Origin of the sequence: Chitinophaga sp. YIM B06452 (assembly GCF_039655965.1) — a bacterium.
Lineage (GTDB): Bacteria > Bacteroidota > Bacteroidia > Chitinophagales > Chitinophagaceae > Chitinophaga.
Genome location: NZ_JAWLKY010000001.1, coordinates 2,319,682 through 2,341,382 on the forward strand (window position 1 = coordinate 2,319,682; position 21,701 = coordinate 2,341,382).

The window sequence follows — 21,701 nt, forward strand, 5'->3', positions numbered from 1 at the left end:
ACTTAAAAAAGACCGACAATGAAAAAAGTACCTAACATATTATATACTTCTCTTGTTTGCGGCGCTTTGTTAAGTGCGATCGCGTGCAGGAAGGATTTTGATGAAATCAACCGGCCTTACAAAGACGCCGTCGAAGAAACCGCTTCCATACCGGGTTTATACAATGGCCTGGTGTCTTCTCTCGGGAAATACGGGAATGATGTATTGAGCGTAGGCGTGCTGTACCCGACTGCCAACCAGCAGGCTTTTCAGAACGTTTCCACCCCTTTCGTGAATTATGCGGGCGGCTTCTGGAGCCAATATTACCCGGACCTGAATACATACCGCGCGTTGCTGAAAAAGATCGCCGAGCAAACCGATCCGGCTTCTTTTAACAACGTGAAATATATGGCCACCATACTGCTCGCGTCTAAAACGCTGCGCATGCTGGATTATTACGGCGATATTCCCTACAGCCAGGCTTCGAGGGGCAGCGAAGGGAGCGCCAATTACAGGCCGGCGTACGACGCGGCGCCCGATGTGTATAAAAGCGTGCTGGCCGATCTGAAAGGAGCGGTAGACGGGCTCGTAAGCGATCCCTCACAGGTCAGCATCGGCTCTTCGGAAAGTTACCTGGGCGAGGACCTAGAGGCATGGAGAAAGTTCGGCAATGCGTTGCGGCTGCGTTATGCCGTGCGGTTGTATAACAAAGAAAATGCTTTGGCGAGCGCCATCATTACAGAGATCGTTGGCGGCAATAAACCCCTGCCGAATAACCAGGTGGCCGGGGAGATGTATAAAAACAACTTCGGCCTCTGGCCCAGCCGGATAGCTACCACCAGCACCATTGATGCGCTGGCCAGCAAATGGGATTCCTTCCACGAGCTGTCCATTTCCAATATCAGGATGAGCAGCAACGTATGGAACCAGATGTCTTCCACCAACGCCACCAACGGCTCCGGTATCTTTGACCCGCGGTGTTTCGTGTTTTTCCAGACGAACGACGCAAACCTCTGGGTACCCCAGCCGCAGGACGGTTCGCAAACCGAAGGCGGTACGCCATACAGAAGCGAAACCGACAGGCGGAGGCCTTTTGGTACAGACCCGACCAACAAATTCGCGAGCTTTAACTATTTCATCGCATACGACCGGAAATATTACCCGATACTGGTGATCACCGAGGCAGACGTGCATTTCCTGCTGGCCGAGATCTACCAGCGCGGCATGGGCGTGGCAAAAAATATCTTAAAGGCTAAAGCCGAATATGAAGCCGGCATCAGGGCATCCGTGGAGTTCTGGTACGATTATGCATTACGTTCCGAAGTCTGGCTTACAAAGCCCACTGCGCCGACACCCGCGCAGATGACCGCCATGCTCATCAATCCCAAAGTGCTGTACAACGGCGCCAACGATGCAGACGCGTTGAAGAAGATCGCGACACAGGCATGGCTGGCCACGATGTTCCAGCCCTGGGAAGCCTGGGCCATCGTGAGAAGAACGCAGCTCACCCCGCGCGACCCCGCGCTGCCGCCCTTGTCCATCAACCGCATGCCGTACCCTGACGATGAAAATGTAAACAACCACGACAACTGGCAGAAAGCCTCAGGCGGTAAGTCGCCGACGGACCAGGTGGCCGTGAAAGTATATTGGATGCAGTAACTGCATGCGATCAAACCCTGTGTGAGCGTTCCTGCCCTTTGTGGCGGGAACGCTTTTTTGTATGATTTATCCGTAACTTTAGGTAACCCCCAAAATCCTGCGGATATGAAGAAAGAGTCCCGGCACGCCCCGGCGTCCGTACAAAAACAACCAGGCCGAAGCTTCTTTACACCTGCTTCTCACCAGAACACCCATCCCGGTATTTCCGCCAAAAGCGGCGGCCACGCATTGCCTGCTGGTACGCGCGGTGAAATGGAACATCACTTTGGCAGCGATTTCAGCCATGTGCGCGTACATACAGACGACCGCGCCGTGGAAATGAACCGCAGCCTCGGTGCACATGCTTTCACGCACGGGAATGATATCTATTTCAACAAAGGCCGCTATGATCCTTCCGGCGGCAAGGGCAAACGCATACTGGCGCATGAGCTCACGCACGTGGTGCAGCAGCGCAGCAATGGGCCGTCTGTCCAATGCCTCCGCGTTACCAACGGCGAATACGGGAAGGCGCTGGAAGAATACACCAATATCCACAATGTGCCCGATAAGCTGATCCGCCTGCTGGCCGGCTCCGCTGAGTTTATGAAAGTGGCTGCCGCGCTGGATAAACATTATGTGTGGCGCACCACCAGCTTCAATTGGGAGAAGAAAAGCCAGGAAGCGCTGGAATACGACGCCTCTCACCGCATCACCAACAAATCGGCCCCGTTCAAAGGGAAAAAGGAACTGATGGTAGTAGGCGGCGGCACCGGCGCATTATTTGAACCGCAGGAAGCGCCCACCAGCAGCGTGTCCGGCGATGCGATCATCATCAATTCCACCAGCGACGAGGAATTTATCCGTCAGGCCGTGCACGAATCCATTCATGCGCGCAACCATATCGCCGGCGGTGGAGGAGCGGCGCCGGCTACGCTGGCAGACCATATCGCGGCGGGCTTGAAGGAAGAGACCTCCACGCGGGCGCAGGAGGAAAAGATCATCTCCGGCATTGCAAAAGCCAAACCTTCCATGAATTTCGGCCCCGCGGCTTCCACCGATCCCGACGTGGTGAAAAAAGAATATTCACCCGGCCTGGGCATGACCTATATCGAAAATCTCTTTTTCACCTGGCGGTTGCAGGAGGCGAAAGCCAAAGACCGCATCGATGATGAAAAAGCGGGGAAGATCTGGGAAAAAGTGAAAGCGGGCGATACGCTGCAATTCCAGGAATTTGTGGCGCCCAGCGGCCTGATAGAGCTTTCAGACTACGCGCAGGTAGCGGCCGATTACCTCAAGGTGCAGAAAGAATGGGCGGAATTGATGGAAAAGAGAAAAGGCCATCCCAACCTTGCCGCCTTCCAGGAAGCCCTGCTGAAAGACCATGCAAAACGTTTCTTTGAGAAAAGAGTGACATTATAGAGATAAGCCGGCGTTAAGCAGAAATCCGTCATTGCGAGGAGCCGCAGCGCCAAAGTGAGCGGGGCGACGAAGCAATCTCCTGTATTGAATGGGAAAGGCCCGGTATTCGGAGATTGCTTCGTCGCATTTCCTGTTGCATAGTATCCTCTGCTGCTCCTCGCAATGACGGGCTTTCGCAATGACGGCCTCGGTGACCACTATTTCGTTTAACCCTTCCCGTAATAAGCCGGATCCAGCTGGGAGCGGTACTCAGGATGATCTTTGATAAACTTTGCCACGAAAGGGCAATACACCATCACTAATTTCTTTTCCGCCGCGGCGAAGGCGAATGCCGCCCTCGCCAGCGCCGAAGCCACGCCTTTGCCGGCCATTGCCGGGGGCACGGTGGTATGCATGAATGCAATATCTTTTTTATAATAACGGTAGGTGAGCTGCGCCAGCTCACCGTCCAGCCGCACTTCAAACTGCTGGTTCTCCCGGTTGTTCACCACTTCGTAAGTCGCATCGCTCATACCGGAGGTTTAAAACGGTTTCACGGAAGGGTCCAGCAGGCGCTGCCATTCGGGATGGCGCTTCAGGTAGGCATGCACGAGCGGGCAAAGCGGTACCAGTGTGTAATGATGTTCTTCCAGGTAAGCCAGCGTCTTTTCGATCAGCGCAGTAGCCACGCCTTTCCCTTCCAGCGCTTCCGGCGCTTCGGTATGGATCAGCCACACTTTCGTTCCGCTTTGTTTGTAGTCGATGAACGCGGTATGCCCGTCCACCGTCAGCTCAAAGTGATGGATGGCCTCATTCTTCACTAATGGCAGCGGCTTGTATTCTTCTTTCATATGCTCTCCGGTATTTTTTCAAATATAACAATACCGGTGAACTTAGAGCTGTTTCAGTTCGAATCCTGCCGCTGGCCGGTACCTGGTACGCCCGTGGATTCGTTTGTGCTGTCTGGCAGGTCTTCTTTGGTAAGCCCGCCCGTCGCTTCTTCCGTTCCTTCAGGATTGTCTTTTTTTATTTTGCTGCCGGTGGATGAATGTTCGCGGCCTTCCTGCTCTTCATTCTTTTTCTGCGTTTCTGTATCCGGTTGTTCGATAGGTTGTTTCATGGCAATATTTTTTACATTATGTATATTCTTCCTGTTCTTCGGTGTAGTATGTCGTGCGCCCGTTCATCTCCGCATGCTCGATCTTTTTTCCTCCCGGGCTTTTTTCTTTCCCATGCTGGTGCACCCGCATGAAATCGCGCACTTCCCCCGCAATGATGTCCGGGTGGCCCTTTTCGATCTTCTTCACGGCATCTTTCAGTACTTTTTTAATGGACCTCGCCAGTCGCGCGGAGGCTTCGTCCGGTATTTTCCCGGCGATGGAAAAAGGCGAGATCCGCGCGTCGTAGAGGATCTCGTCTGCATACGCATTGCCGATGCCGCGGATCATATGCTGGTCGGTGAGGAGTTTTTTCACTTTGGCGCGCGAGCCTTGCAGCAGTTTTTTGAGATAGGCGCTGGAAAACTGCCGTGACAGGGCATCCGGCACTTCGGATAGCTGCGGGTCGGGCGTGATGCGGGCCCGCTTTTGCCAGTCTGTTACGGACAGTGTGGAGCCGTCGTCGAACTGCAAAGAGAAGACGGTGTGCGCTGGTTTCGTGTCTTTCTCTTCATACACCAGCTTGCCGTGCAGCATGAGGTGCAGGCCGAGGATGTGGCCGTTCCTGAAGAGAAAGCGCAGTTCCTTGCCTTCGCGGTACACTTTTTTGAGCGGCTGGCGCAGGAAATCCTTCTTCCAGCTGCCGGCTTTGGAAAGGGCTTTGAGCTTCTTTCCCTTTAGTTTTTTCTGGAGGTGCTTGCTGAACACTTCCAGGTCCGGTAATTCAGGCATATCGTCAGTTTATTCGTACCAAAGGAATATCTCATCACCGATGGCGTCTACCAGGCCCTGGTCTTCCACGCCATCCAGCTTCCAGCCGCTTTTCATGCAGCGGATGGTGCCCAGGTAGTCGTCGTTCAGCGTAACGTCCAGCTGGTCGCATACGCCGTTGTGGCAGGTTTGGGAGATGGGCAGGGCTTCGCCGCGGTAGGTCTTTCCTTCGTATTCAAATTCGATCGGTACTGCCTCTGCTTCCAGCTGGGCGATCAGCTCATGCAGCATTTTTACCAGCCTTTTCCGCTGCGTTTTGGCAGTGGCGCTCCATTTGGTTTTATCCGCCCGTTTATGCGCCAGCTTATATTTCAGCCCGGTGAGAGAGGTCGTATAGTCGTTTGCGTTCAGCTTCCGCACATTCTGATGCGCCATGATATACCAGTGATATTCCGTGCCTACGGGCACGCCGGAGCCTTCGGGCGCTTTCCCGGCCCGGCGTTTGGTAACGGCGTAGGTGCATTCCCAAAGGTCGGGCGTGATCTTTGTTTCTTTCCAGACGCCGGCGTCGTAATTCCATTTATGCGAGCGGCCCACGCGCATGCCGGTGTAATGCTGCCCTTCAAATTCCTTAAATTCGTTGTAGGTTTTGACCAGGTCCTTTTTTGCTTCTTTTTTCTGGCGTGCCGCTGTTTTTTTAGGCGGTTTACGGGTAGCAGCTGCTTTCTTCCGGGTTGTTGTTGCCTTTTTCCTCGCGGGGCGGGCACTTGTTGCAGTGGTTGCCATATATTCCGTTTATATGTCTGGCCCCATATACCATGCCAGCGGTACGGCTGTTTGAAGAGGAGGAACAAAAACGGTATCCGGATTGTAATCAAATCAATAGTAAATCAGCACGAATGGAAGCATATCAACGCAAACAGCAGGACATACTGAAGGAATTATCATCTGATGCCGGCAAGGGTCTTTCGGCTGAAGACGCCCGCCGCAGGCTGGAAGAGCATGGGCCCAACGAGATCAGCAGCAGTAAACGCATTTCCCCGCTCATGATCCTCCTGCACCAGTTCAAAAGCCCGGTCGTGTACCTGCTGCTGCTGGCCATGGGCCTGTCCCTCTTTTTCCAGGAATGGCTGGACGCGATAGCCATTGCCGTAGTGATACTGCTGAATGCGGTGATCGGTTTCGTGATGGAATTCCAGGCTGAACGGTCTATGGAAGCCCTGCAGAAAATGACCTCCCAGTCTGCCCGCGTCCTGCGAGACGGCAAAGTGCAGGAAATCCCTTCGGCAGACATCGTTTCCGGCGATATCATGCTGCTGGAAGCGGGAGATATGGTGCAGGCGGACGGGCGCATACTCGAATCCACGGACCTGCAATCGGATGAGTCTGCGCTCACCGGTGAGTCGTTGCCGGTAGACAAGCTGCCCGGCGAGCTGGAAGCAGGTACACAGCTGGCTGAAAGAACGAATATGGTGTACAAAGGCACGTTTATCCGCAACGGCAATGGCAAAATATTATGTACCGCCACCGGTATGGAAACCGAGCTGGGGCACATTGCGCATATGGTGGCCGGCGCCCGCAAATCCGCCACCCCGCTGGAAAAGAAGCTGGAGAGCTTCAGCAAACGGCTGATAGGCATTACCGTGGGGATCGTGGTGCTGATATTCGGTGCGGGGCTGCTGAACAAAGAGCCGGTGCTCGAAATGCTGAAAACTTCCATTGCGCTGGCAGTGGCCGCTATCCCGGAAGGGCTGCCTGTTGTGGCCACGCTGGCCCTCGCAAGGGGAATGATCAGGATGGCGAGGCAGAATGTGATCGTGAAAAAATTGTCCGCCGTGGAAACCCTCGGCGCTACAACGGTGATCTGTACAGATAAAACAGGCACGCTTACGGAAAACAGGATGGAAGTGACCGATGCGCTGCTGCCCGCTGTGGAATGGCATCAGAAAGAAGAAGCGCCCGATGAAGAGTCGTTCCGCTGCCTGCAAAGGGTGGCTATTCTCTGCAACAACGCCTCCCTCGATGGCGATAAAGGCATCGGCGACCCGATAGAAGTAAGCCTTTTGAACTTTTCCGCCGCAACCGGGGCGGATGTTGCGCAGATAAGGGAAAAATTCCACAAGCTTAAGGAAGCCCCCTTCAACTCAGATACCCGCGTAATGGGCACCCTGCATAAAGGCGAAGAAAAATACCTCGTCTCCGCGAAAGGCGCCATCGAAAACCTGCTGGACATTTGCAGCCATTCCCTGCACGATGGTTCGCCCAGAGAACTGGCGGAAGAAGAACGCGGCAAGTGGATGCAGGAAACGGAAAAGCTGGCCGCTTCGGGCCTTAAAACCCTGGGCTACGCCTACCGTGAGCTGGACAGTGAAACCAACCAGTTCATGGAAAACCTCGTTTTCCTCGGCATTACCGGTTTCATGGACCCGCCCCGCGAAGGCATCCAGGAAGCGATCGGCGAATGCCGCCAGGCGGGCATCCGGGTCATCATGCTTACCGGCGACCATCCCGCCACCGCTGCGCATATCGCGCACCAGCTCGGTATCAGCAAAGATGAAAAGGATGTGGTGACGGGCAAAGACCTTACCCCTGAAAGCGATTCCTGGGCGGAGCGCGCCGTTTTTGCCCGCGTGAGCCCTAAACAAAAACTGGATCTCGTAAATGCTTTGCAGGACGACCACCAGGTCGTAGCCATGACGGGAGACGGCGTAAACGATGCGCCCGCGCTCAAAAAAGCGGACATCGGCATTGCCATGGGCATCCGCGGCACGCAGGTGTCGCAGGAAGTGGCGGATATGGTGCTGAAAGACGATGCCTTCGAATCCATCGTGATGGCGGTGCGCCAGGGCAGGGTGATCTTTACGAACATCCGGCGGTTCATCGTGTTCCTGCTTTCCTGCAACCTCAGCGAACTGCTGGTGATAGGGCTGGTGGCCACGGCGGGCCTGCCATTCCAGCTGGCGGCCATCCAGATATTGTTCATCAACCTGATCACGGACGTGTTCCCCGCCATGGCGCTGGGTTTTACGGAGGGCGACGAAACCGTGATGCAACGCAAACCGCTGGACCCGCGACGGCCCATTATCAGTAAAAAAGCCTGGGGCGTGATCTGGTTCTATTCGGCAGTGATCGGCGCAAGTGCGCTGGGCGCGGCTTTCACGGCAGAGCATTTCAGGGAAGGCGATATAGATGTGCATGCGGCCAACAACGTGCTGTTTTACACGCTTATCCTTTCACAATTGCTGCATGCGCTGAATATGAAGGAAGGAAAGGAAAAATTCCTCGGCGGCCCCGTGATGCGCAACCCTTACGTGATCGGCGCCATGGTGTTGAGCGCAGGTGTTACCTTGCTGTGCCTGTTCATCCCGCCGGTGAAAGAAGCCTTGCGGCTGGAAATGATGCCGCAGCTGGACTGGTTGCTGGTAGGCGGTTTCAGCCTGGCAGGCATGCTGGTCATCAGGCTGGGATCAGCCATTTTCGGGGGCCGGGACTGATCACTTCGTCCGGAATTGCACCGCGTAGGGCACCAGCGGGTAACCTTCTGAAGATTTGAACCCCAGGTCGGTTACCTGCAGACTGTATTGTGATCCGGGTTTGAGCTTTACTTTGAATACAATGGAGCGGTTATCAGGCGCGAATGCAGGTTTGGCGTCTGTGCCGGGATAATGATCTTTGCCGCCGGTACCGAGGCTGAATGAATACCGGGCAGGGCTCATAGCAGTGGAAAAAACGAACCGGATCTCGGTGATGTCCGCACTCACAAGGGAGTCCCCATTGGCAAAAGGTTCCATTCTTACCACGTAGGGGCGTTTATTTTGATAGGCCTGCAACAGCGCCTGCTTGTCAAGTTTTTCTTTGTAATACTTCGAGCGCAGTAGAAAACTTTCTACCGCGGCAGTGTCCGCATAATTCAACTCAATGATCTCAGCCACCGCTTTCTTTTTATCCTTCGCATTTTTATAATAGGAGCGGCAGATGGCATAACCCATGTAATACCCAAGGTCCGCCATGTCTTTTGCGGCGCTGCCGTTATACAGCCAGTCTTCGTAAGCAGTAGTGTACATGACGGCTTTGAATTGCTCTTTCAGTTCCGCTTCATGCTCGTCGCCGTAGATGATATAGCTTGTCCGCATAGGCTTTTCCAGCACCAGTTCCGTAATAAAATCGCAGGTGCCCTCGTAGATGGCGAGGCTCAGCAGGGTTGTGGGATCCCCTTTCTGCTGCGTATGCACATATTCATGGATGTTAAGCGCCACAATATTATCCGCTTTTTGTTTGGCAAATACGCGGGCCAGCGATTTGCTGGGCATTTCCGATACATTGGTGGTACTGTCGCCCGTTGCGATCTCCGTGCCCACCAGCACCAGGTTGCCGCTGGTAGTGCCGCCGGAACGGAGGCCGCCTATGGTGAAATACATTTGGGCATCCCTGAGCGCCGGGTACAATTTTTTGAACTGCCCGATGCTTCGCTCTATCTGCGGCTCATACGACCTGACGGTAAATGTATTCGGCCTGATGGAGGTCCAGAACTTCGGGTACTGCCGGATGATCTTCACATACAGCGGCGCATCGTAATCCCGCGCTTCCATAAAGGCTTTCAGGCCGGGAGTGGCTTTATCAAGGTAAAGCGCCTGGATGTATTGTAATTGCCGGAGGCTGTCTTTCGTGGTCTGGATACTATCGTACGCCTGCCAGAAACGGTCGATGTCTGATGTGAAAACTACCTGTGCCGTTTGCGCTGAAGCTGAAAAATAAAAGAAAAGAGTAAAAAAAAGGGCTCTGCTTTTCATGTTGAAATAAATAGGACTTTAAAATACTGAAATTTCCATCACTGTCCGTGCTGTTATTCAGCTGGATAATTAAACTGCCTTCCCCATCCGTCAATTTAAAACCAGTGTTCGTTAAATCGCCCTGTTGGCGGGAATTTCGCTGCCCTAGTTTTGTAACCGCAATCAAATTCAAATTTTAAACCCCAATCAAAAAATCAAAAAAAGTTATGAAAAAGAACCTCAGAACTGTTTTATCCGGCTTGTTAGCCTGTGCGGCATTGTCCGTGGCAAGTTGTAAAAAAGAGAACCAGCTTGCCGAAAAGTTATCATCTGCGGAACTCGGTAAAACCTCAGGCCTCGGCCTGGAAAACAACCTCCGGTTCGATCCCGTGAAATTTGCGCAGGGCATTGAGAACTACATGGAAGGAAAAGTTTCAGGATATGGTTACGCCATTTACCATGAAGGCCTTCCTTATTTCATCGCCAACGGTGGCGGTGGTTATGCCCGCAAACCCCACGACGCACCGGCCAAACTGCATGGCGCGTACGTACGCCAGGGCATTGCCAGCAGCACCAAGTTCATCACCGCGCTCACCACGGTAGCCCTGCTGGAAAAGTGCAATGTGAACCTGAAAGAAAAGCTGTATCACTATCTTCCCTCCGGCTGGAAACCTTCGGCAGAGTTCAAGGAACTGGATTTTGAACGCCTTATCGGGCAAAGGACCGGCCTGATCAGTTATGGCAGCGGTAGCTATGGCAACCTCAGGCGCACCGTGGAAGACGGCGTGAACAAAGCGCAGTTCGAATCAGGAGACTGGTTTTATAACAACGTGAACTTCGACATTGCGGCCATAGTGCTTCCCTATGTGTACGCAAAAAAGAAATCCCCACTGGATTACAATGCGCTGAAATCCCTGGAAAGCAATCCAACGGAACTGTACAAAGGCCTTTGCCAGCGGTACATCGGCATTGTGCGCGTAAACGTGTTCAAACCCGCCGGTCATATCCATTATGGCGTGATGGACTGGAGGCCCTGGGACAACAACGGCCCTATTAACCCTCTTACCGGCACCCTCGGCTATACGACCATAAGCGGCACAGAAAAAGGCACGCCCAAAGGAGATAACACGCTGAACCCCGGCCCGGGCGGATTGTACATCAGCGCGGTGGAATTTGCCCGCATCCAGTCTGCCGCCGCAATGGGCAAGATCGTCAGCGCAGCGGGCTATAAGGCCATGCGCGACAAGCTGCTCGGCTTCGACGGTTTCCGCAATGGCAAGCATGGCCGTTATACTTTCAAGAACGGTGGCGCCAACAACCACGAAACCATGATCTTCGATTTCGGGATCACCCAGGTGGCCGTTTTTGCCAATATCCGCATCAGCGATATCGGGAACGACCCGATGATCCTGGTAAATGCCTACGATAATGCCTGGGTAACCAAATAATATTCAATGGTAACCTGCAAAAACCACCCCATGGCCCCCGGTTGTTCATACAGCCGGGGGCCATTTTCGTTAAGCCAAACCCTGCATCCGTTAATTGATACCTGCCATACTGCTGTTATTTTACCAACTTTACCCCAAAGCAGAGGAGAGGTTATGATCTTAGGATGGATAACAGGTATCATAGTGATAGTTGCTGCCGTATGCAGTTACCGCCTATACCAGGGAAAAAAGCAGCTGGCCGCACGGCTGGCTGAGCGGGAGAGGCAGATGCTGCAGCAGGAAGAGCAACTATCCCAGATGACCACCCTGTTGAAAATGAAAATATTGCAGGCAAGGCTCAACCCGCACTTCCTGTTCAATTCCCTTAATTCCATCCAGTATTTTATCAGCGCAGACGACAGGAAAACATCCCTGCAGTACATCAGCCGCTTTTCCGCCTTCCTCCGCAAAATGATCAATTATGGAGATGAGGTCTCTATTCATTTGCAGGACGAGGCCGAGCTGATCAAAGATTACCTGGTGCTGGAGCAGTTCCGCTTTCCTGACCGGTTTGAATACGAGATAGACCTGCCTGAAGCGCTTTGCCTGGAAGACATTCCTCCTTTCCTCACCCATGGCCTGCTGGAGGAAGCATTGTATAAAGGCGTGCTGCACCTGGGGAAAGAGGAAAAGGGAAAGATATCTGTGGCGCTGCGTTCCACGGAAGGCGGTCTGGAACTGGAAGTAACGGACAATGGCCTGAGCGGCGAGTTTTCGCCGGGGATGGACGAGCGGGCGGTGCTGTTTGGCCACCGCATCGAGCAGTTCAATGCGCTGAACCAGCGCAAGATCAGCCTGGAAGAGCGCAGCCCCGTGGAAAACGGCAACGGGCGCCTGAACAGGGCTGCTATCATTATCAGGTAAACGAAATTTCCTTATATTGTTATCACCTCAAAACCCTCATATGAAACCGCGAGGTTCCATTTGACCCCTAAAAAAAATTAAATATTAACGAATGAAATTCAAGGCTTTAATTGTGGAGGATGAAAAACTGAGCAGGGATTTTTTGTCGAACATGGTCCGCGAATACTGCCCGCAGCTTGAGCTGGTGGCGGTTGCGTCAGACGTGGAGGAGGCCCTGCAGCGCATCAGCGCCCATTCCCCGCAATTGATCTTCCTGGATATAGAAATGCAGACCGGCACCGGCTTCGACGTGTTGCAGCGGGCCAGTCATCATAATTTCCACGTGATCTTCACCACCGCTTTCGATCATTACGCCATCCAGGCCATCAAGTTCAGCGCGGTAGATTACCTGCTCAAGCCCATTAATGTAGACGAGCTGGAAACCGCGGTGGGCAAGGCCGTTAAACAAATGGAAGGGCCCGTGCCGGACAACCGGCTGGAAGTGCTGCTGAAAAACCTTAACAGGCAAACGGGCGAAGATTTCTGCATAAGTCTCTCCACCTCCGAAGGTGTGGATTTCATCCCGCTTTCCGGCATCATCCGCCTGGAAGCAAAAGGCCCTTACACCATCTTTTACCTGAAAGACGGCCGCCAGATCATGGTCAGCAAAAACCTGAAGGAATACGAAACTTCATTACAGGAACACGGATTCTTCCGCATTCACAACTCCAATATGATCAACCTGAAGGATGTGAAACGCTGGGTACGTACTGACGGCGGCTATGCCGTGATGAGCGATGGCGCCATGGTGGCCATTTCCCCGAAAAAGAAAGATGAATTTATGGCGCTTATGACAAAGCGGACGGTTTAAGTTCCTGCAATTCCCTGATCGCCTGGTTGCAAACCTGTTTTACCTTTTCCAGCTGTTCCGGCTCCGCGCGTTTCTCTTTTTGCATGCGCGACAATTCTTCCCCGATATGCGTTTTCAGCCCGAAGAAGCTCACCGAGGTGCTGAGCGTATGCGCTATTTTATACACCTGTTCCCCGTTCTGCTGCTTCACCGCTTTCTGCAACGCTTCCAGGTCTTTCGGCGCCTGGCGCACGAACGTGCGGATCATGTCTTTGATGAAAGGGATGTTGTTGCGGGTTTGTTCTATTAAAAAACCGAGGTCTATCACCGCTGTGCGTTGATAGTTGGCGATGGTGGCCAGCAATTCCTGTTCCCGGAAGGGTTTGGGCAGGTAGTCGTTCATGCCGGCAGCAATGCATCTTTCTTTTTCACCGTTGAAGGCGTGCGCCGTGATGGCGATGATGGGCACATCCAGCTTCAGTTCCTCCCTGATCTTGCGGGTGGTGAGGTAGCCGTCCATGCCGGGTATCTGCAGGTCCATCAGCACGATGTCCGCTTTTTCTTTCCTGAGCAATGCCACGGCTTTGGTGCCGCTGTTGGCGCCGCTTACGGTGAAGCCGTTGTTGGCCAGCATGATGCGGGTCATTTTCTGGTTCAGCACATTGTCTTCCACTACGAGCACATGCATACCGTTGCCATGCACGGCCTGTGCGGCGGCCTGCTTGGTTTTGCCGCGTTTGCCGGCTTTCGCGAAAGGCAGGCGCACGGTGAATTCTGAGCCTTTGCCGGTTTTGCTGCTCACGGAAATAGTGCCGCCCATCAGCTCCACCAGTTCCCGCGTAATAGCCAGCCCCAGGCCGGAACCGCCGTATTTGCGGGAAATGGCCGTGTCTGCCTGCGTAAATCTTTCAAAGATGCTCTGCTGCTTGGCCGGCGGTATGCCGATGCCGGTATCGCGGATGCTGATCTTCACCTGTATGCCGTGCGCGGTTTCTTCTTCCGCTCCGGCGGTGATGGTGATGCCGCCTTTTTCGGTGAACTTGATGGCGTTGCCGATGATGTTGAGCAGGATCTGCGTAAGCCTCGCGCTGTCTGTCAGTACGGGTTTCTGCAATGCCTTGTCTGTATCGCAGGTGTACATCAGTTGTTTATGCCGCAGCCTGGAAGCAAGCATCATCTCTATGGACTGCAGCAGCTCGGGTATTACGATGGGCGCTGATTCGAAGCTGATCTTCCGTGCGTCCAGCTTGCTGAGGTCCATGATATCGTTGATGGTGCTGAGCAGGTTGCTGCCGCTGGCGCAGATGGCTTCCAGGTATTCCGCCTGGCGGGCGGTGAGCTTTGTTTTTTTGAGCAGCTCGGTGAAGCCGAGAATGGCCGTGAGCGGGGTGCGCAGCTCGTGGCTCATGTTGGCTACGAAGTCGGACTTGGCGCGGGAAGACTCTTCCGCCAGCAGCCGTGCTTTTTCCATCTGCTCTTCCACCGTTTTTCGCAAAAAGAAAGTAGGGATCTCTGGCGGCGCTTTTTTGATATGATGTTTGCGGTGCGTTTTCGCGAATTGCTGTATATGTTCCTCGATGCGGTGCGGCGGGCTCATGATGAAGGTGCATTGCTCGTCGCCCTGTGCGCGGCAGCTCACTTCCACTGCGGTGAGCGGTATGCCGAAGCTTTCCTGGCACCAGCCGGAGGAATAACCGGTGCTCATAATGCACACGGGAAAACGGGATGCAGCGCCTGAGCGAACCCAGGCGTCTGCTTCAAAGGAAAAAGGATGATGATATATCAGGTAATAATCATCGTCGGGCGTGGGATTGCTTTCCGGGAGGATGTCCACGAACGCCCAGCCGGTATGCGCAAAATGCACGGGGCCGGCTGAGAGTTTAGATAAAGGGTCTGTTACGCGCATCTTCGCATGAAAGGCTTTGGCGTCGTTCATGCCGATGGCATGGGAAATATCGAACAGGAAATTGCGGCCGATGCTGAAGGCTTCGCTCTCCCCGCGGTCTGCATACAGGCTGAGGATGCTGTCCAGGAAATCTTTGGACAGTGCGGAAGCCCTGATAAGCACATACCTTTCATTATTGATCTCGATGGTACCTTCGGAAGGGTTGAGGCGCATGTTGGAAAAATATTCCCGCACGTTTTCTTCCGCTTTCCTGAAAAGTCCTTCCATTTCTGGCGGTACTTTTACAGAAGGTTGATGAGAGGCCGATGCTGCTGGTTTTTTCGAGTTTTTCATTTTTACTGGATGATTTCTGCCGGCTGATACACCGGGATGTGTTGGGGGGCCTTCCGGACAGCGGCTTGCAGCAAAATACGATAATCTTTCGGGTTAATGGGTTTGAAAAATTCATAAGGCAGCCAGCGGGTGGCTTTGGTTTTCAGGCCCATGTCCTTCATCAGCATATCCAGGTGCATGAAGTTGAAAGGCGCAACGCAGGTGCCGCTGAACTCGGAAGAAACAGGGCGGCTGGTTTTGCGCCACTGGGCCATATAATCCATGTCCTTTTTGATCTCTTCTTTCGCGGGCAGCTGCAGGGTTCCCTGCGCGTACTTCACCAGCCAGTTGGCCGCAATCTCGGAAGTGAGGGTGGTGAAAAGGCTGGAGTTGAAGCCTATAAATCCCAGCTGCGGCACGTCGGGGTTCACGATGTTGCGGAAAAGCCGGAAGCCGCCGTCTTTATCCATGATAGCGCTTTTGTAGGGCTCGCCGAGGAAGGGCATGGTTTGCGTAAAGCCTGTTCCGCATACCACCACATCCGGCGTGAGCACTGCGCCGTTTTGCAGGTATACGCGGTTGCCTTCAAAATGGCTGATCTCCGTTTGCCTGGCCCTGATGGCGCCACATTTCACTTTTTCATAGAATCCTTCGGGAGCCACGCCCAGGCTGCAGCTGATCTGGTCTTCGATGCGGTGCGCCGGTATCATGCCGCAGGCTTTGAGGGAAAACTGTTTTTTGAGCAGCAGCTCCAGCCCGCGCCATTGCGCCCATACGAGCGGCTTGCCCACGCTGTGCAGGAATTTCTGGAAGCCTGTTTTATACGGCGCGTTGAAGAAGGCTTCGGAGAACCGGGAGAACAAAAGATAACGCATGTTGATGAGGTTGCCGAAATAACGCGGCACTTTCCATTGCGCTTTACGGTACAGCAGCTGGCATTCGCTCGCAACGTCCGCCGCCAGGGTGGCAATGTCTGTCGCGGATTTGGCGAAGCCTACTACGGCAACAGATTTATCTTTTAAAACGCCGGCGTCCGCCACCTGGCTGGTATGCAGCACCTGGCCGGTGAAGCTCTCCATGCCTTTGAACGCCGGGATATGGGGTTTGTGGAAAGTGCCGGTGCAGATGGCCACGAAGTGGAACCGCAGGGTATCGGTATAATCTTCCGCCGCATCGTAGATCTCCATTTCCCAAACCCCGTTCTCATACTTCAGGTTGGTAACGGCTGTATTAAAACGGATGGCGGGCAGTATGCCGAAATGATGCGCATAGCTTGCCAGGTACTGCTGCACCTGCTGGCCTGAAGGCCATTGCGGGTAATGGGCAGGCATGGGGAAATCGGAGAAAGCGTATTCGTCGCGGGTGGTTTGGGTGGCTACGCCGTGGTAGCTCCTGCTTTTTTCCCAAACGCCGCCCACTTCAGCCGATTTTTCTATAACAGTAACGTGAAAACCTTCGCGGAGAAAGGCTTTTGCTGTGGCCAGGCCGCTCAGGCCCGCGCCGATGATTCCTATATGTTTCATTTGGGTGGGGTTTATGCTGTGAAATTACACTCCCGGCATATGCCCCGGCATGCTGAATTAATGTATGCGGCATTTTGGTTAACCCAATTCCGGTTTCCGTTAATTGGATGTTCCGACCACACCTTTCCTGCGCCAATTTTACAGCGTTAAAACACCATTCCGCGAACAATTAAAAACAAAACCCCAATGACACGCAGTAAAGAACCCCTGGCCTTCCTGAAGGAAGTGATCGCAAACGGCGGCCCTGAAACCCGCCAGTACGAAACCCTGCATGAAGTGTTTGCAGACATTACCACCGCCTACAAAACCGGCAGCCTGAGCGGTGACGAACTGGCCATGCTCCAGTCCAGCTTCAGCGAACAGGAAGAAGGCATGAGCACCATCCTGGGCCACTGCCGCAGCAAGCCTTTCGGCTATGCCGGCGATTTCCTTATCATCGATAAGATCTACCGCCAGCAGGTAACCGCAGATGAACGGTTTGAGAAGTGGGACCAGTTCTGGCACGAGCAGCCCGCCTGCAAAGCGGTGCGCAACCGCAAAAGTTATTTCATCCGCACCATCCGCGAAATGCTGCAACGCCAGTCGCCTATGCGCCTGCTGAATGTAGCCAGCGGCCCCGCGCGCGACCTGGCGGAGGCTTATGCCTGCATCGATCCTGCGTTGCTGCAAACGGTTTGCGTGGAAGCGGATGAGCATGCCATCAATTACGCGAAGGAACTGAACGAGCCCAATGCACCGCAGATAGAATTTATACATAAGAATATTTTCCGTTTCCAGACGGATGAGCAGTTTGATATCGTCTGGAGCGCCGGCCTGTTCGATTATTTCGAGGATAATGTGTTCATCAGGCTGCTGCAGAAGTTCATGAGCTGGACGAAACCCGGCGGAGAAGTGATCATCGGGAATTTCGGGGATCATAATCCCACCCGCAATTATATGGAGCTGATCGGGGAGTGGTACCTGCACCACCGTTCAGCAGAGGAGTTAATGACCATGGCCATGAAAGCCGGAGCCAGCCCCGCGGCTGTGAGCGTCAGGCAAGAGGAGGAAGGGGTGAACCTTTTCCTGCATGTGCGGGCCTGACGGATATAATGGAGAACGTGTGAATGAGCAAAGGTTGCAGGCATGGAGACCTGCAACCTTTTTTTTGTGTGTATATGATGATGGTCTGCTACTCTTTTCCTTCCAGTACATGGTTGATCTGCCGGTACAAAGCCTGCTGCTCACTGGGCCGCAAAGCCTTGCTCACCACCAGTTTCCCTTTTTGGTTGAAAAGGAAATACTGTGGGTAATATTCCGCTTTGTCAGGATGATCGGCGAGTAGTTCTTTCCAGAACGGCGCAATGGTTTCCCGGGTTTTGCGCAGGTGGATGCCGGTCATTTCGTTTACCCGGATAAATTCTTTCCATAGCGCGTCCCGGTCGTCGGTATCCATGTCCAGGTATACGAACGCGACGTTCTTGTCTTTGAAAGCAGCCCTGAGCGCGGGCAGGTGCTTTATCTCTTCCTTGCAGGGCCCGCACCAGGTGCCCCACACATCCAGGTATACCACTTTCCCTTCCAGGCCTTTGATCACTTCGTAAATGGATTGCACTTTATCGTAGGCCTTTACAACCACGATGTCTTTATTACCGGCCTGCTGCGCCAGCAGGTTGTTCAGCGTATCCATCATTTGCCGGACGTGCGGGTTGAAGCTGCTGGCAGGAAATTGTTGTGTGAACGCACCTGCGAGGCTTCGCGCCTGCGAAAGGTCGCGGGAGTAATATTGCGTTATGATCTGCTGGTATGCATAATTTTCCGCGACGGCCGGCGGGAAATTGTGAAGGCTCCCAATCCAGCGCCAGTATGGTTTTCCATATTTTTTAACAAGGATGTTGGCACTGTCCAGGCTGATGTGGTAATAAGGAATCGGCGCGGAGGGTGGAATGTTCTCTTTCCTGATCTTCACAAATGCCTTGGTTTCCAGGTAGCGGAGGTAATTGTCCGCGAACTGGTAATACTGCGGACCGGCGGGCATTACCTCGGGCTCAATGGCAACCTGGTCAAATACACCGGTCACGAAATTTTCTACATCTTCTTTATTGCGGAGCTGCGTTCTCGCGAAATCGTTGAGGTAATTATAGCCCCAGTACCGGGTTTCAGAGGCGATCAGTTTTTTATCGGCGGATGAAAGGCCGGAGACAAGGATGGTAGCTATCTTTTGTTGTTGCTGTGCCAGGAAGGGCTCTGTCAGCCTGTTTTTCAGTGCCGCGTAGGAGAGGCCCTTCAGCGAATCTGCACCGGCCCCTGTGAAAAAGAAGGGAGGCGTATCAGGATCGGTCTGCCGCAGCAGCTTGTTCTCGGCAAGCGCCTTGCCCGAAAGAAGCCTGATGGTTGAATCCTTTGCATTCAGCTCCACCGACAGGTCTTTCCGGTTGGTAAGCAATAAGGTATAAAACTTCCGTTGGAAGATCAGCCACGCAAATTTCTGCCGGTTTACCGGCAGAGTGGTGCTGAAAGTGCCATTGGCAGCCACTGGTATGCTGATGCTGTTTTCCTTGTAAAACCCATGCACAGTGGGGATGTTGATCTTCAATTCCGTTTCCCCGCTGTAGTTCGTTACCCGGCCCTTTAATTTGAATTGGGCGGGCGCGTGGAGTGAAATAAGCAGGCAGAGAAAGAAAAGGGCTGTTTTCATTTTGCGTTTTTGGGTGACTGGATAAAAATATCCAACCCGGGCGGAGTATCCGGCAGAAAGTGACGGATGCCGGTAAAACTGTGACGAACCCGGGGAACGGTGCTACGGGTTTTCAACATATCGCTTAAAAGTCTCCAGTACAGACGCACAGAAGCGTTCCTGTTCATCCAAAGGTGTTTCTTTTTCAGGCTCAAAAATTTCTGTTATAGTGACGCCGTTTCCAGTGGAAGCGAATATGGTCGTGTTTCCCGGCCATCCGTAAGCGTGTAGCTGATCTTTTCAAAGCGGATCACTTCATCGTAAACGCCTTTGAAGTCGAAGCCGGCGCTGCCGTCTTTCGCGCGCATGGCATACAGGAACTGGCCGCCGGTCACTGCGTTGTTCTCCACATGCGTAGTATGCCAGTCTGCTGAAGGCTGGTTCCAGCGGAGAATGTGCTGCGGTTCCGTCCACAGCCGCCATACTTTTTCCATCGGTGCATGGATGGAAATTCTTGCGGTAATGAATTTTTTTTCCATACAACAAATTTAATGGCATAGCCGCAGTTGTGCACGGGGTATGCGTTCCATTATGCGGGGCATTTTGCGCCATGGCCGGTTGGTTTACATTGACGCTCTTCTTCCCGCGTCGTTATAAACAAGTGGATAATCTTTTATTTTTATATTATATTGACCATATGTTTACCCGTATCACCTTTGCCAGCCTCGTCCTGGCGGGCTTTATGCTCACAGGCGGAAAGGCTTTCCCGCAGGCCGGGAAAAAAGCGCGGCCCAATATTATCCTCATTATGGCGGACGACCTTGGTTATTCGGACCTCGGTTGCTACGGCGGCGAGATCAGCACGCCGAACCTCGATTATCTCGCTTCCCGCGGCCTGCGTTTCAGCAGCTTTTACAATACCTCGCGCTGCTGCCCTTCCAGGGCGGCCCTGCTTACCGGCATGTACAACCACAATGCGGGAATAGGCGAAATGACCACGGACAGGCAGGTGCCCGGCTACCGCGGCGCTTTGGGAAGGGATGTGGTAACCGTGGCGGAAGTGCTGAAGGAAGCGGGATACCGCACGGCCATGACCGGCAAATGGCATGTGTCTAACACCATAGAAGAGCCCACCCCGCAGGCGCAGCTGGATTGGCTGAACCATAAGACCGACCGGCCGCTGTTCTCCCCGGTAGACCAGTACCCGGTGAACAGGGGCTTCGAAAAATATTTCGGCACCATCTGGGGCGTGATCGATTTTTTTGATCCTTTCAGCCTGGTGAATGGTACGGAACCTATTAAACAGGTGCCCGGCGATTATTATCATACAGACGCCATCAACGATTCAACGGCGAAATACATCCGTGAGTTCAGCAAAGGAGAGCAGCCGTTCTTTATTTACGTGGCGCACAACGCGCCGCACTGGCCGTTGCAGGCTAAGCCGGGCGACATTGAAAAATATAAGGACGTCTACAAAACCGGCTGGGACGCCATCCGGAAAGCGCGGTATGAAAAACTGGCGAAGTCTGGGTTGATCGATGCGCGGAAAGCCCCGCTTTCACCCCGTATAAAAAATGAACTGGCCTGGGAAAATAACCCGGATAAAGAATGGGATGCCCATGCCATGGCCGTGCACGCCGCCATGGTGGATTGTATGGACCAGGGGATCGGGAGGATCATTGCCGCCCTCAAAGAAACCGGCGAGTTGAACAACACGCTGATCCTTTTCCTCAGCGACAACGGCGCCAGTCCCGAAGATTGCACCCGCTATGGCAAAGGCTTCGACAGGCCGGGCCAAACGCGTGACGGGAAAGAGATCATTTACCCGCGCGATAAAAAAACTATGCCCGGGCCGCAAACCACCTTCGCTTCCATTGGCGAGCGCTGGGCCAATGTAGCCAATACACCTTATCAATATGCCAAGATGGAATCTTACGAAGGCGGCGTGCGCACGCCCATGATCGCCTTCTGGCCGGAAGGGATCAGGAACGGCGGGAAAATTTCCAGGCAGACCGGTCATGTCATGGATTTCATGGCCACCTTCACGGAGCTGTCCGGCGCCACATATCCTGCTTCGTACAAGGGAAATGCCATCCTGCCCATGCAGGGCCGGAGCCTTGTTCCTGCTTTGAAAGGAAAGAAGGCAGAGGGGCATGCATATCTTTTTAATGAGCATATGAACGCGCGTTATGCGCGGTCGCAGGAATGGAAGCTGGTTTCGCTGACTAGAGATACCACCTGGCGCCTTTACAGGATACATGAAGACGAGACGGAGCTGAATGACCTTGCGGCGAAATATCCCGGGGTGGCGAAAGACCTCCAGGCCCGGTGGCACCAGTGGGCGCGGGACAACCGCGTGCTGCCGAAGCAGCAGAAAAAACAGGATTGAGCCAGCATTTGGATAAAGGAGAAAAGAAAATTAGCGGGCCGGGTTTCAGCCCCTTTTTGTAAATTTATGCGGAGCTGCTGTCT

At 53.5% G+C, this 21,701-nt stretch carries 18 protein-coding genes; 8 read left to right on the plus strand and 10 right to left on the minus strand.

Annotated features, from left to right (window positions below; genetic code table 11):
- The first annotated feature begins 18 nt into the window (after window positions 1-18).
- Together R3I13_RS09340 and R3I13_RS09345 are read left to right on the plus strand one after the other, a co-directional pair.
- On the plus strand, window positions 19-1,638 hold the full coding sequence (locus tag R3I13_RS09340; protein WP_346317662.1) for a SusD/RagB family nutrient-binding outer membrane lipoprotein: 1,620 nt from the start codon (window positions 19-21) through the stop codon (window positions 1,636-1,638).
- A gap of 105 nt (window positions 1,639-1,743) precedes the next feature.
- A complete protein-coding gene (locus tag R3I13_RS09345) occupies window positions 1,744-3,036 on the plus strand; it encodes a DUF4157 domain-containing protein (RefSeq protein WP_346317663.1) in 1,293 nt (430 codons plus the stop codon).
- 206 nt (window positions 3,037-3,242) lie between these two features.
- On the opposite strand, the gene R3I13_RS09350 is transcribed toward R3I13_RS09345, so the two are convergent.
- Genes R3I13_RS09350 through R3I13_RS09370 form a run of 5 tightly spaced genes read right to left on the minus strand, consistent with a single transcriptional unit; the run spans window position 3,243 to window position 5,669 of the window.
- Window positions 3,243-3,548 carry an N-acetyltransferase gene (locus R3I13_RS09350; protein ID WP_346317664.1) on the minus strand — a complete coding sequence of 102 codons (306 nt, stop codon included), beginning with the start codon at window positions 3,546-3,548 and terminating at the stop codon, window positions 3,243-3,245.
- A 9-nt stretch (window positions 3,549-3,557) separates the two neighbouring features.
- Complete coding sequence (locus R3I13_RS09355; protein ID WP_346317665.1) at window positions 3,558-3,866, minus strand: GNAT family N-acetyltransferase; 309 nt, start codon at window positions 3,864-3,866, stop codon at window positions 3,558-3,560.
- Between the two features lie 53 nt (window positions 3,867-3,919).
- Entirely contained in the window at window positions 3,920-4,135 is a 216-nt protein-coding gene (locus R3I13_RS09360) for a hypothetical protein (RefSeq protein WP_346317666.1), read from the minus strand.
- Window positions 4,136-4,151: 16 nt separating this feature from the next.
- Window positions 4,152-4,904 (minus strand): DNA-formamidopyrimidine glycosylase family protein, encoded by a 753-nt coding sequence (locus R3I13_RS09365; RefSeq protein WP_346317667.1) that lies wholly within the window; start codon window positions 4,902-4,904, stop codon window positions 4,152-4,154.
- A gap of 9 nt (window positions 4,905-4,913) precedes the next feature.
- Window positions 4,914-5,669, minus strand: a complete 756-nt coding sequence (locus tag R3I13_RS09370) for a hypothetical protein (RefSeq protein WP_346317668.1) — start codon at window positions 5,667-5,669, stop codon at window positions 4,914-4,916.
- Window positions 5,670-5,782: 113 nt separating this feature from the next.
- Here R3I13_RS09370 and R3I13_RS09375 point away from each other — a divergent pair, with 113 nt between their 5' ends.
- Window positions 5,783-8,377 carry a cation-translocating P-type ATPase gene (locus R3I13_RS09375; RefSeq protein ID WP_346317669.1) on the plus strand — a complete coding sequence of 865 codons (2,595 nt, stop codon included), beginning with the start codon at window positions 5,783-5,785 and terminating at the stop codon, window positions 8,375-8,377.
- On the opposite strand, the gene R3I13_RS09380 is transcribed toward R3I13_RS09375, so the two are convergent.
- Entirely contained in the window at window positions 8,378-9,673 is a 1,296-nt protein-coding gene (locus tag R3I13_RS09380) for a hypothetical protein (protein ID WP_346317670.1), read from the minus strand.
- A 206-nt stretch (window positions 9,674-9,879) separates the two neighbouring features.
- Between R3I13_RS09380 and R3I13_RS09385 the strand changes: the two genes are divergently transcribed.
- The 3 genes from R3I13_RS09385 to R3I13_RS09395 all read left to right on the plus strand — a co-directional run bounded on the left by R3I13_RS09385 (window position 9,880) and on the right by R3I13_RS09395 (window position 12,853).
- Complete coding sequence (locus R3I13_RS09385; protein WP_346317671.1) at window positions 9,880-11,100, plus strand: hypothetical protein; 1,221 nt, start codon at window positions 9,880-9,882, stop codon at window positions 11,098-11,100.
- 153 nt (window positions 11,101-11,253) lie between these two features.
- A complete protein-coding gene (locus R3I13_RS09390) occupies window positions 11,254-12,003 on the plus strand; it encodes a histidine kinase (RefSeq protein ID WP_346317672.1) in 750 nt (249 codons plus the stop codon).
- Between the two features lie 91 nt (window positions 12,004-12,094).
- Window positions 12,095-12,853, plus strand: coding sequence for a LytTR family DNA-binding domain-containing protein (locus R3I13_RS09395; RefSeq protein ID WP_346317673.1), 759 nt, complete (start codon window positions 12,095-12,097; stop codon window positions 12,851-12,853).
- Here the strand turns inward: R3I13_RS09395 and R3I13_RS09400 are convergent.
- Both R3I13_RS09400 and R3I13_RS09405 read right to left on the minus strand, forming a co-directional pair.
- Window positions 12,831-15,071: an ATP-binding protein gene (locus R3I13_RS09400; RefSeq protein WP_346317674.1), complete on the minus strand. Its 2,241-nt coding sequence runs from the start codon at window positions 15,069-15,071 to the stop codon at window positions 12,831-12,833. The two genes, R3I13_RS09395 and R3I13_RS09400, sit on opposite strands and share 23 nt — an antisense overlap.
- A 2-nt stretch (window positions 15,072-15,073) precedes the next feature.
- Entirely contained in the window at window positions 15,074-16,573 is a 1,500-nt protein-coding gene (locus R3I13_RS09405; RefSeq protein WP_346317675.1) for an NAD(P)-binding domain-containing protein, read from the minus strand.
- A 186-nt stretch (window positions 16,574-16,759) separates the two neighbouring features.
- Here R3I13_RS09405 and R3I13_RS09410 point away from each other — a divergent pair, with 186 nt between their 5' ends.
- Entirely contained in the window at window positions 16,760-17,656 is an 897-nt protein-coding gene (locus R3I13_RS09410; RefSeq protein WP_346317676.1) for a class I SAM-dependent methyltransferase, read from the plus strand.
- An 88-nt stretch (window positions 17,657-17,744) separates the two neighbouring features.
- Here the strand turns inward: R3I13_RS09410 and R3I13_RS09415 are convergent, their stop codons facing one another.
- A complete protein-coding gene (locus tag R3I13_RS09415; RefSeq protein WP_346317677.1) occupies window positions 17,745-19,250 on the minus strand; it encodes a TlpA disulfide reductase family protein in 1,506 nt (501 codons plus the stop codon).
- A 203-nt stretch (window positions 19,251-19,453) separates the two neighbouring features.
- On the minus strand, window positions 19,454-19,768 hold the full coding sequence (locus R3I13_RS09420) for an SRPBCC domain-containing protein (protein WP_346317678.1): 315 nt from the start codon (window positions 19,766-19,768) through the stop codon (window positions 19,454-19,456).
- A gap of 158 nt (window positions 19,769-19,926) precedes the next feature.
- On the opposite strand from R3I13_RS09420, the gene R3I13_RS09425 reads away from it, so the two are divergent.
- Entirely contained in the window at window positions 19,927-21,618 is a 1,692-nt protein-coding gene (locus R3I13_RS09425; RefSeq protein ID WP_346317679.1) for an arylsulfatase, read from the plus strand.
- The last annotated feature ends 83 nt before the right edge of the window (window positions 21,619-21,701 follow it).

What these genes read in the sequence shown, in the direction of transcription:
- R3I13_RS09380 (WP_346317670.1), bottom strand. Translation starts at nt 9,673, where the DNA reads ATGAAAAGCAGAGCCCTTTTTTTTACTCTTTTCTTTTATTTTTCAGCT.
- R3I13_RS09385 (WP_346317671.1), top strand. Translation starts at nt 9,880, where the DNA reads ATGAAAAAGAACCTCAGAACTGTTTTATCCGGCTTGTTAGCCTGTGCG.
- R3I13_RS09360 (WP_346317666.1), bottom strand. Translation starts at nt 4,135, where the DNA reads ATGAAACAACCTATCGAACAACCGGATACAGAAACGCAGAAAAAGAAT.
- R3I13_RS09340 (WP_346317662.1), top strand. Translation starts at nt 19, where the DNA reads ATGAAAAAAGTACCTAACATATTATATACTTCTCTTGTTTGCGGCGCT.
- R3I13_RS09420 (WP_346317678.1), bottom strand. Translation starts at nt 19,768, where the DNA reads ATGGAAAAAAAATTCATTACCGCAAGAATTTCCATCCATGCACCGATG.
- R3I13_RS09350 (WP_346317664.1), bottom strand. Translation starts at nt 3,548, where the DNA reads ATGAGCGATGCGACTTACGAAGTGGTGAACAACCGGGAGAACCAGCAG.
- R3I13_RS09375 (WP_346317669.1), top strand. Translation starts at nt 5,783, where the DNA reads ATGGAAGCATATCAACGCAAACAGCAGGACATACTGAAGGAATTATCA.
- R3I13_RS09370 (WP_346317668.1), bottom strand. Translation starts at nt 5,669, where the DNA reads ATGGCAACCACTGCAACAAGTGCCCGCCCCGCGAGGAAAAAGGCAACA.
- R3I13_RS09390 (WP_346317672.1), top strand. Translation starts at nt 11,254, where the DNA reads ATGATCTTAGGATGGATAACAGGTATCATAGTGATAGTTGCTGCCGTA.
- R3I13_RS09425 (WP_346317679.1), top strand. Translation starts at nt 19,927, where the DNA reads ATGTTTACCCGTATCACCTTTGCCAGCCTCGTCCTGGCGGGCTTTATG.
- R3I13_RS09365 (WP_346317667.1), bottom strand. Translation starts at nt 4,904, where the DNA reads ATGCCTGAATTACCGGACCTGGAAGTGTTCAGCAAGCACCTCCAGAAA.
- R3I13_RS09405 (WP_346317675.1), bottom strand. Translation starts at nt 16,573, where the DNA reads ATGAAACATATAGGAATCATCGGCGCGGGCCTGAGCGGCCTGGCCACA.
- R3I13_RS09355 (WP_346317665.1), bottom strand. Translation starts at nt 3,866, where the DNA reads ATGAAAGAAGAATACAAGCCGCTGCCATTAGTGAAGAATGAGGCCATC.
- R3I13_RS09410 (WP_346317676.1), top strand. Translation starts at nt 16,760, where the DNA reads ATGACACGCAGTAAAGAACCCCTGGCCTTCCTGAAGGAAGTGATCGCA.
- R3I13_RS09345 (WP_346317663.1), top strand. Translation starts at nt 1,744, where the DNA reads ATGAAGAAAGAGTCCCGGCACGCCCCGGCGTCCGTACAAAAACAACCA.
- R3I13_RS09395 (WP_346317673.1), top strand. Translation starts at nt 12,095, where the DNA reads ATGAAATTCAAGGCTTTAATTGTGGAGGATGAAAAACTGAGCAGGGAT.
- R3I13_RS09415 (WP_346317677.1), bottom strand. Translation starts at nt 19,250, where the DNA reads ATGAAAACAGCCCTTTTCTTTCTCTGCCTGCTTATTTCACTCCACGCG.
- R3I13_RS09400 (WP_346317674.1), bottom strand. Translation starts at nt 15,071, where the DNA reads ATGAAAAACTCGAAAAAACCAGCAGCATCGGCCTCTCATCAACCTTCT.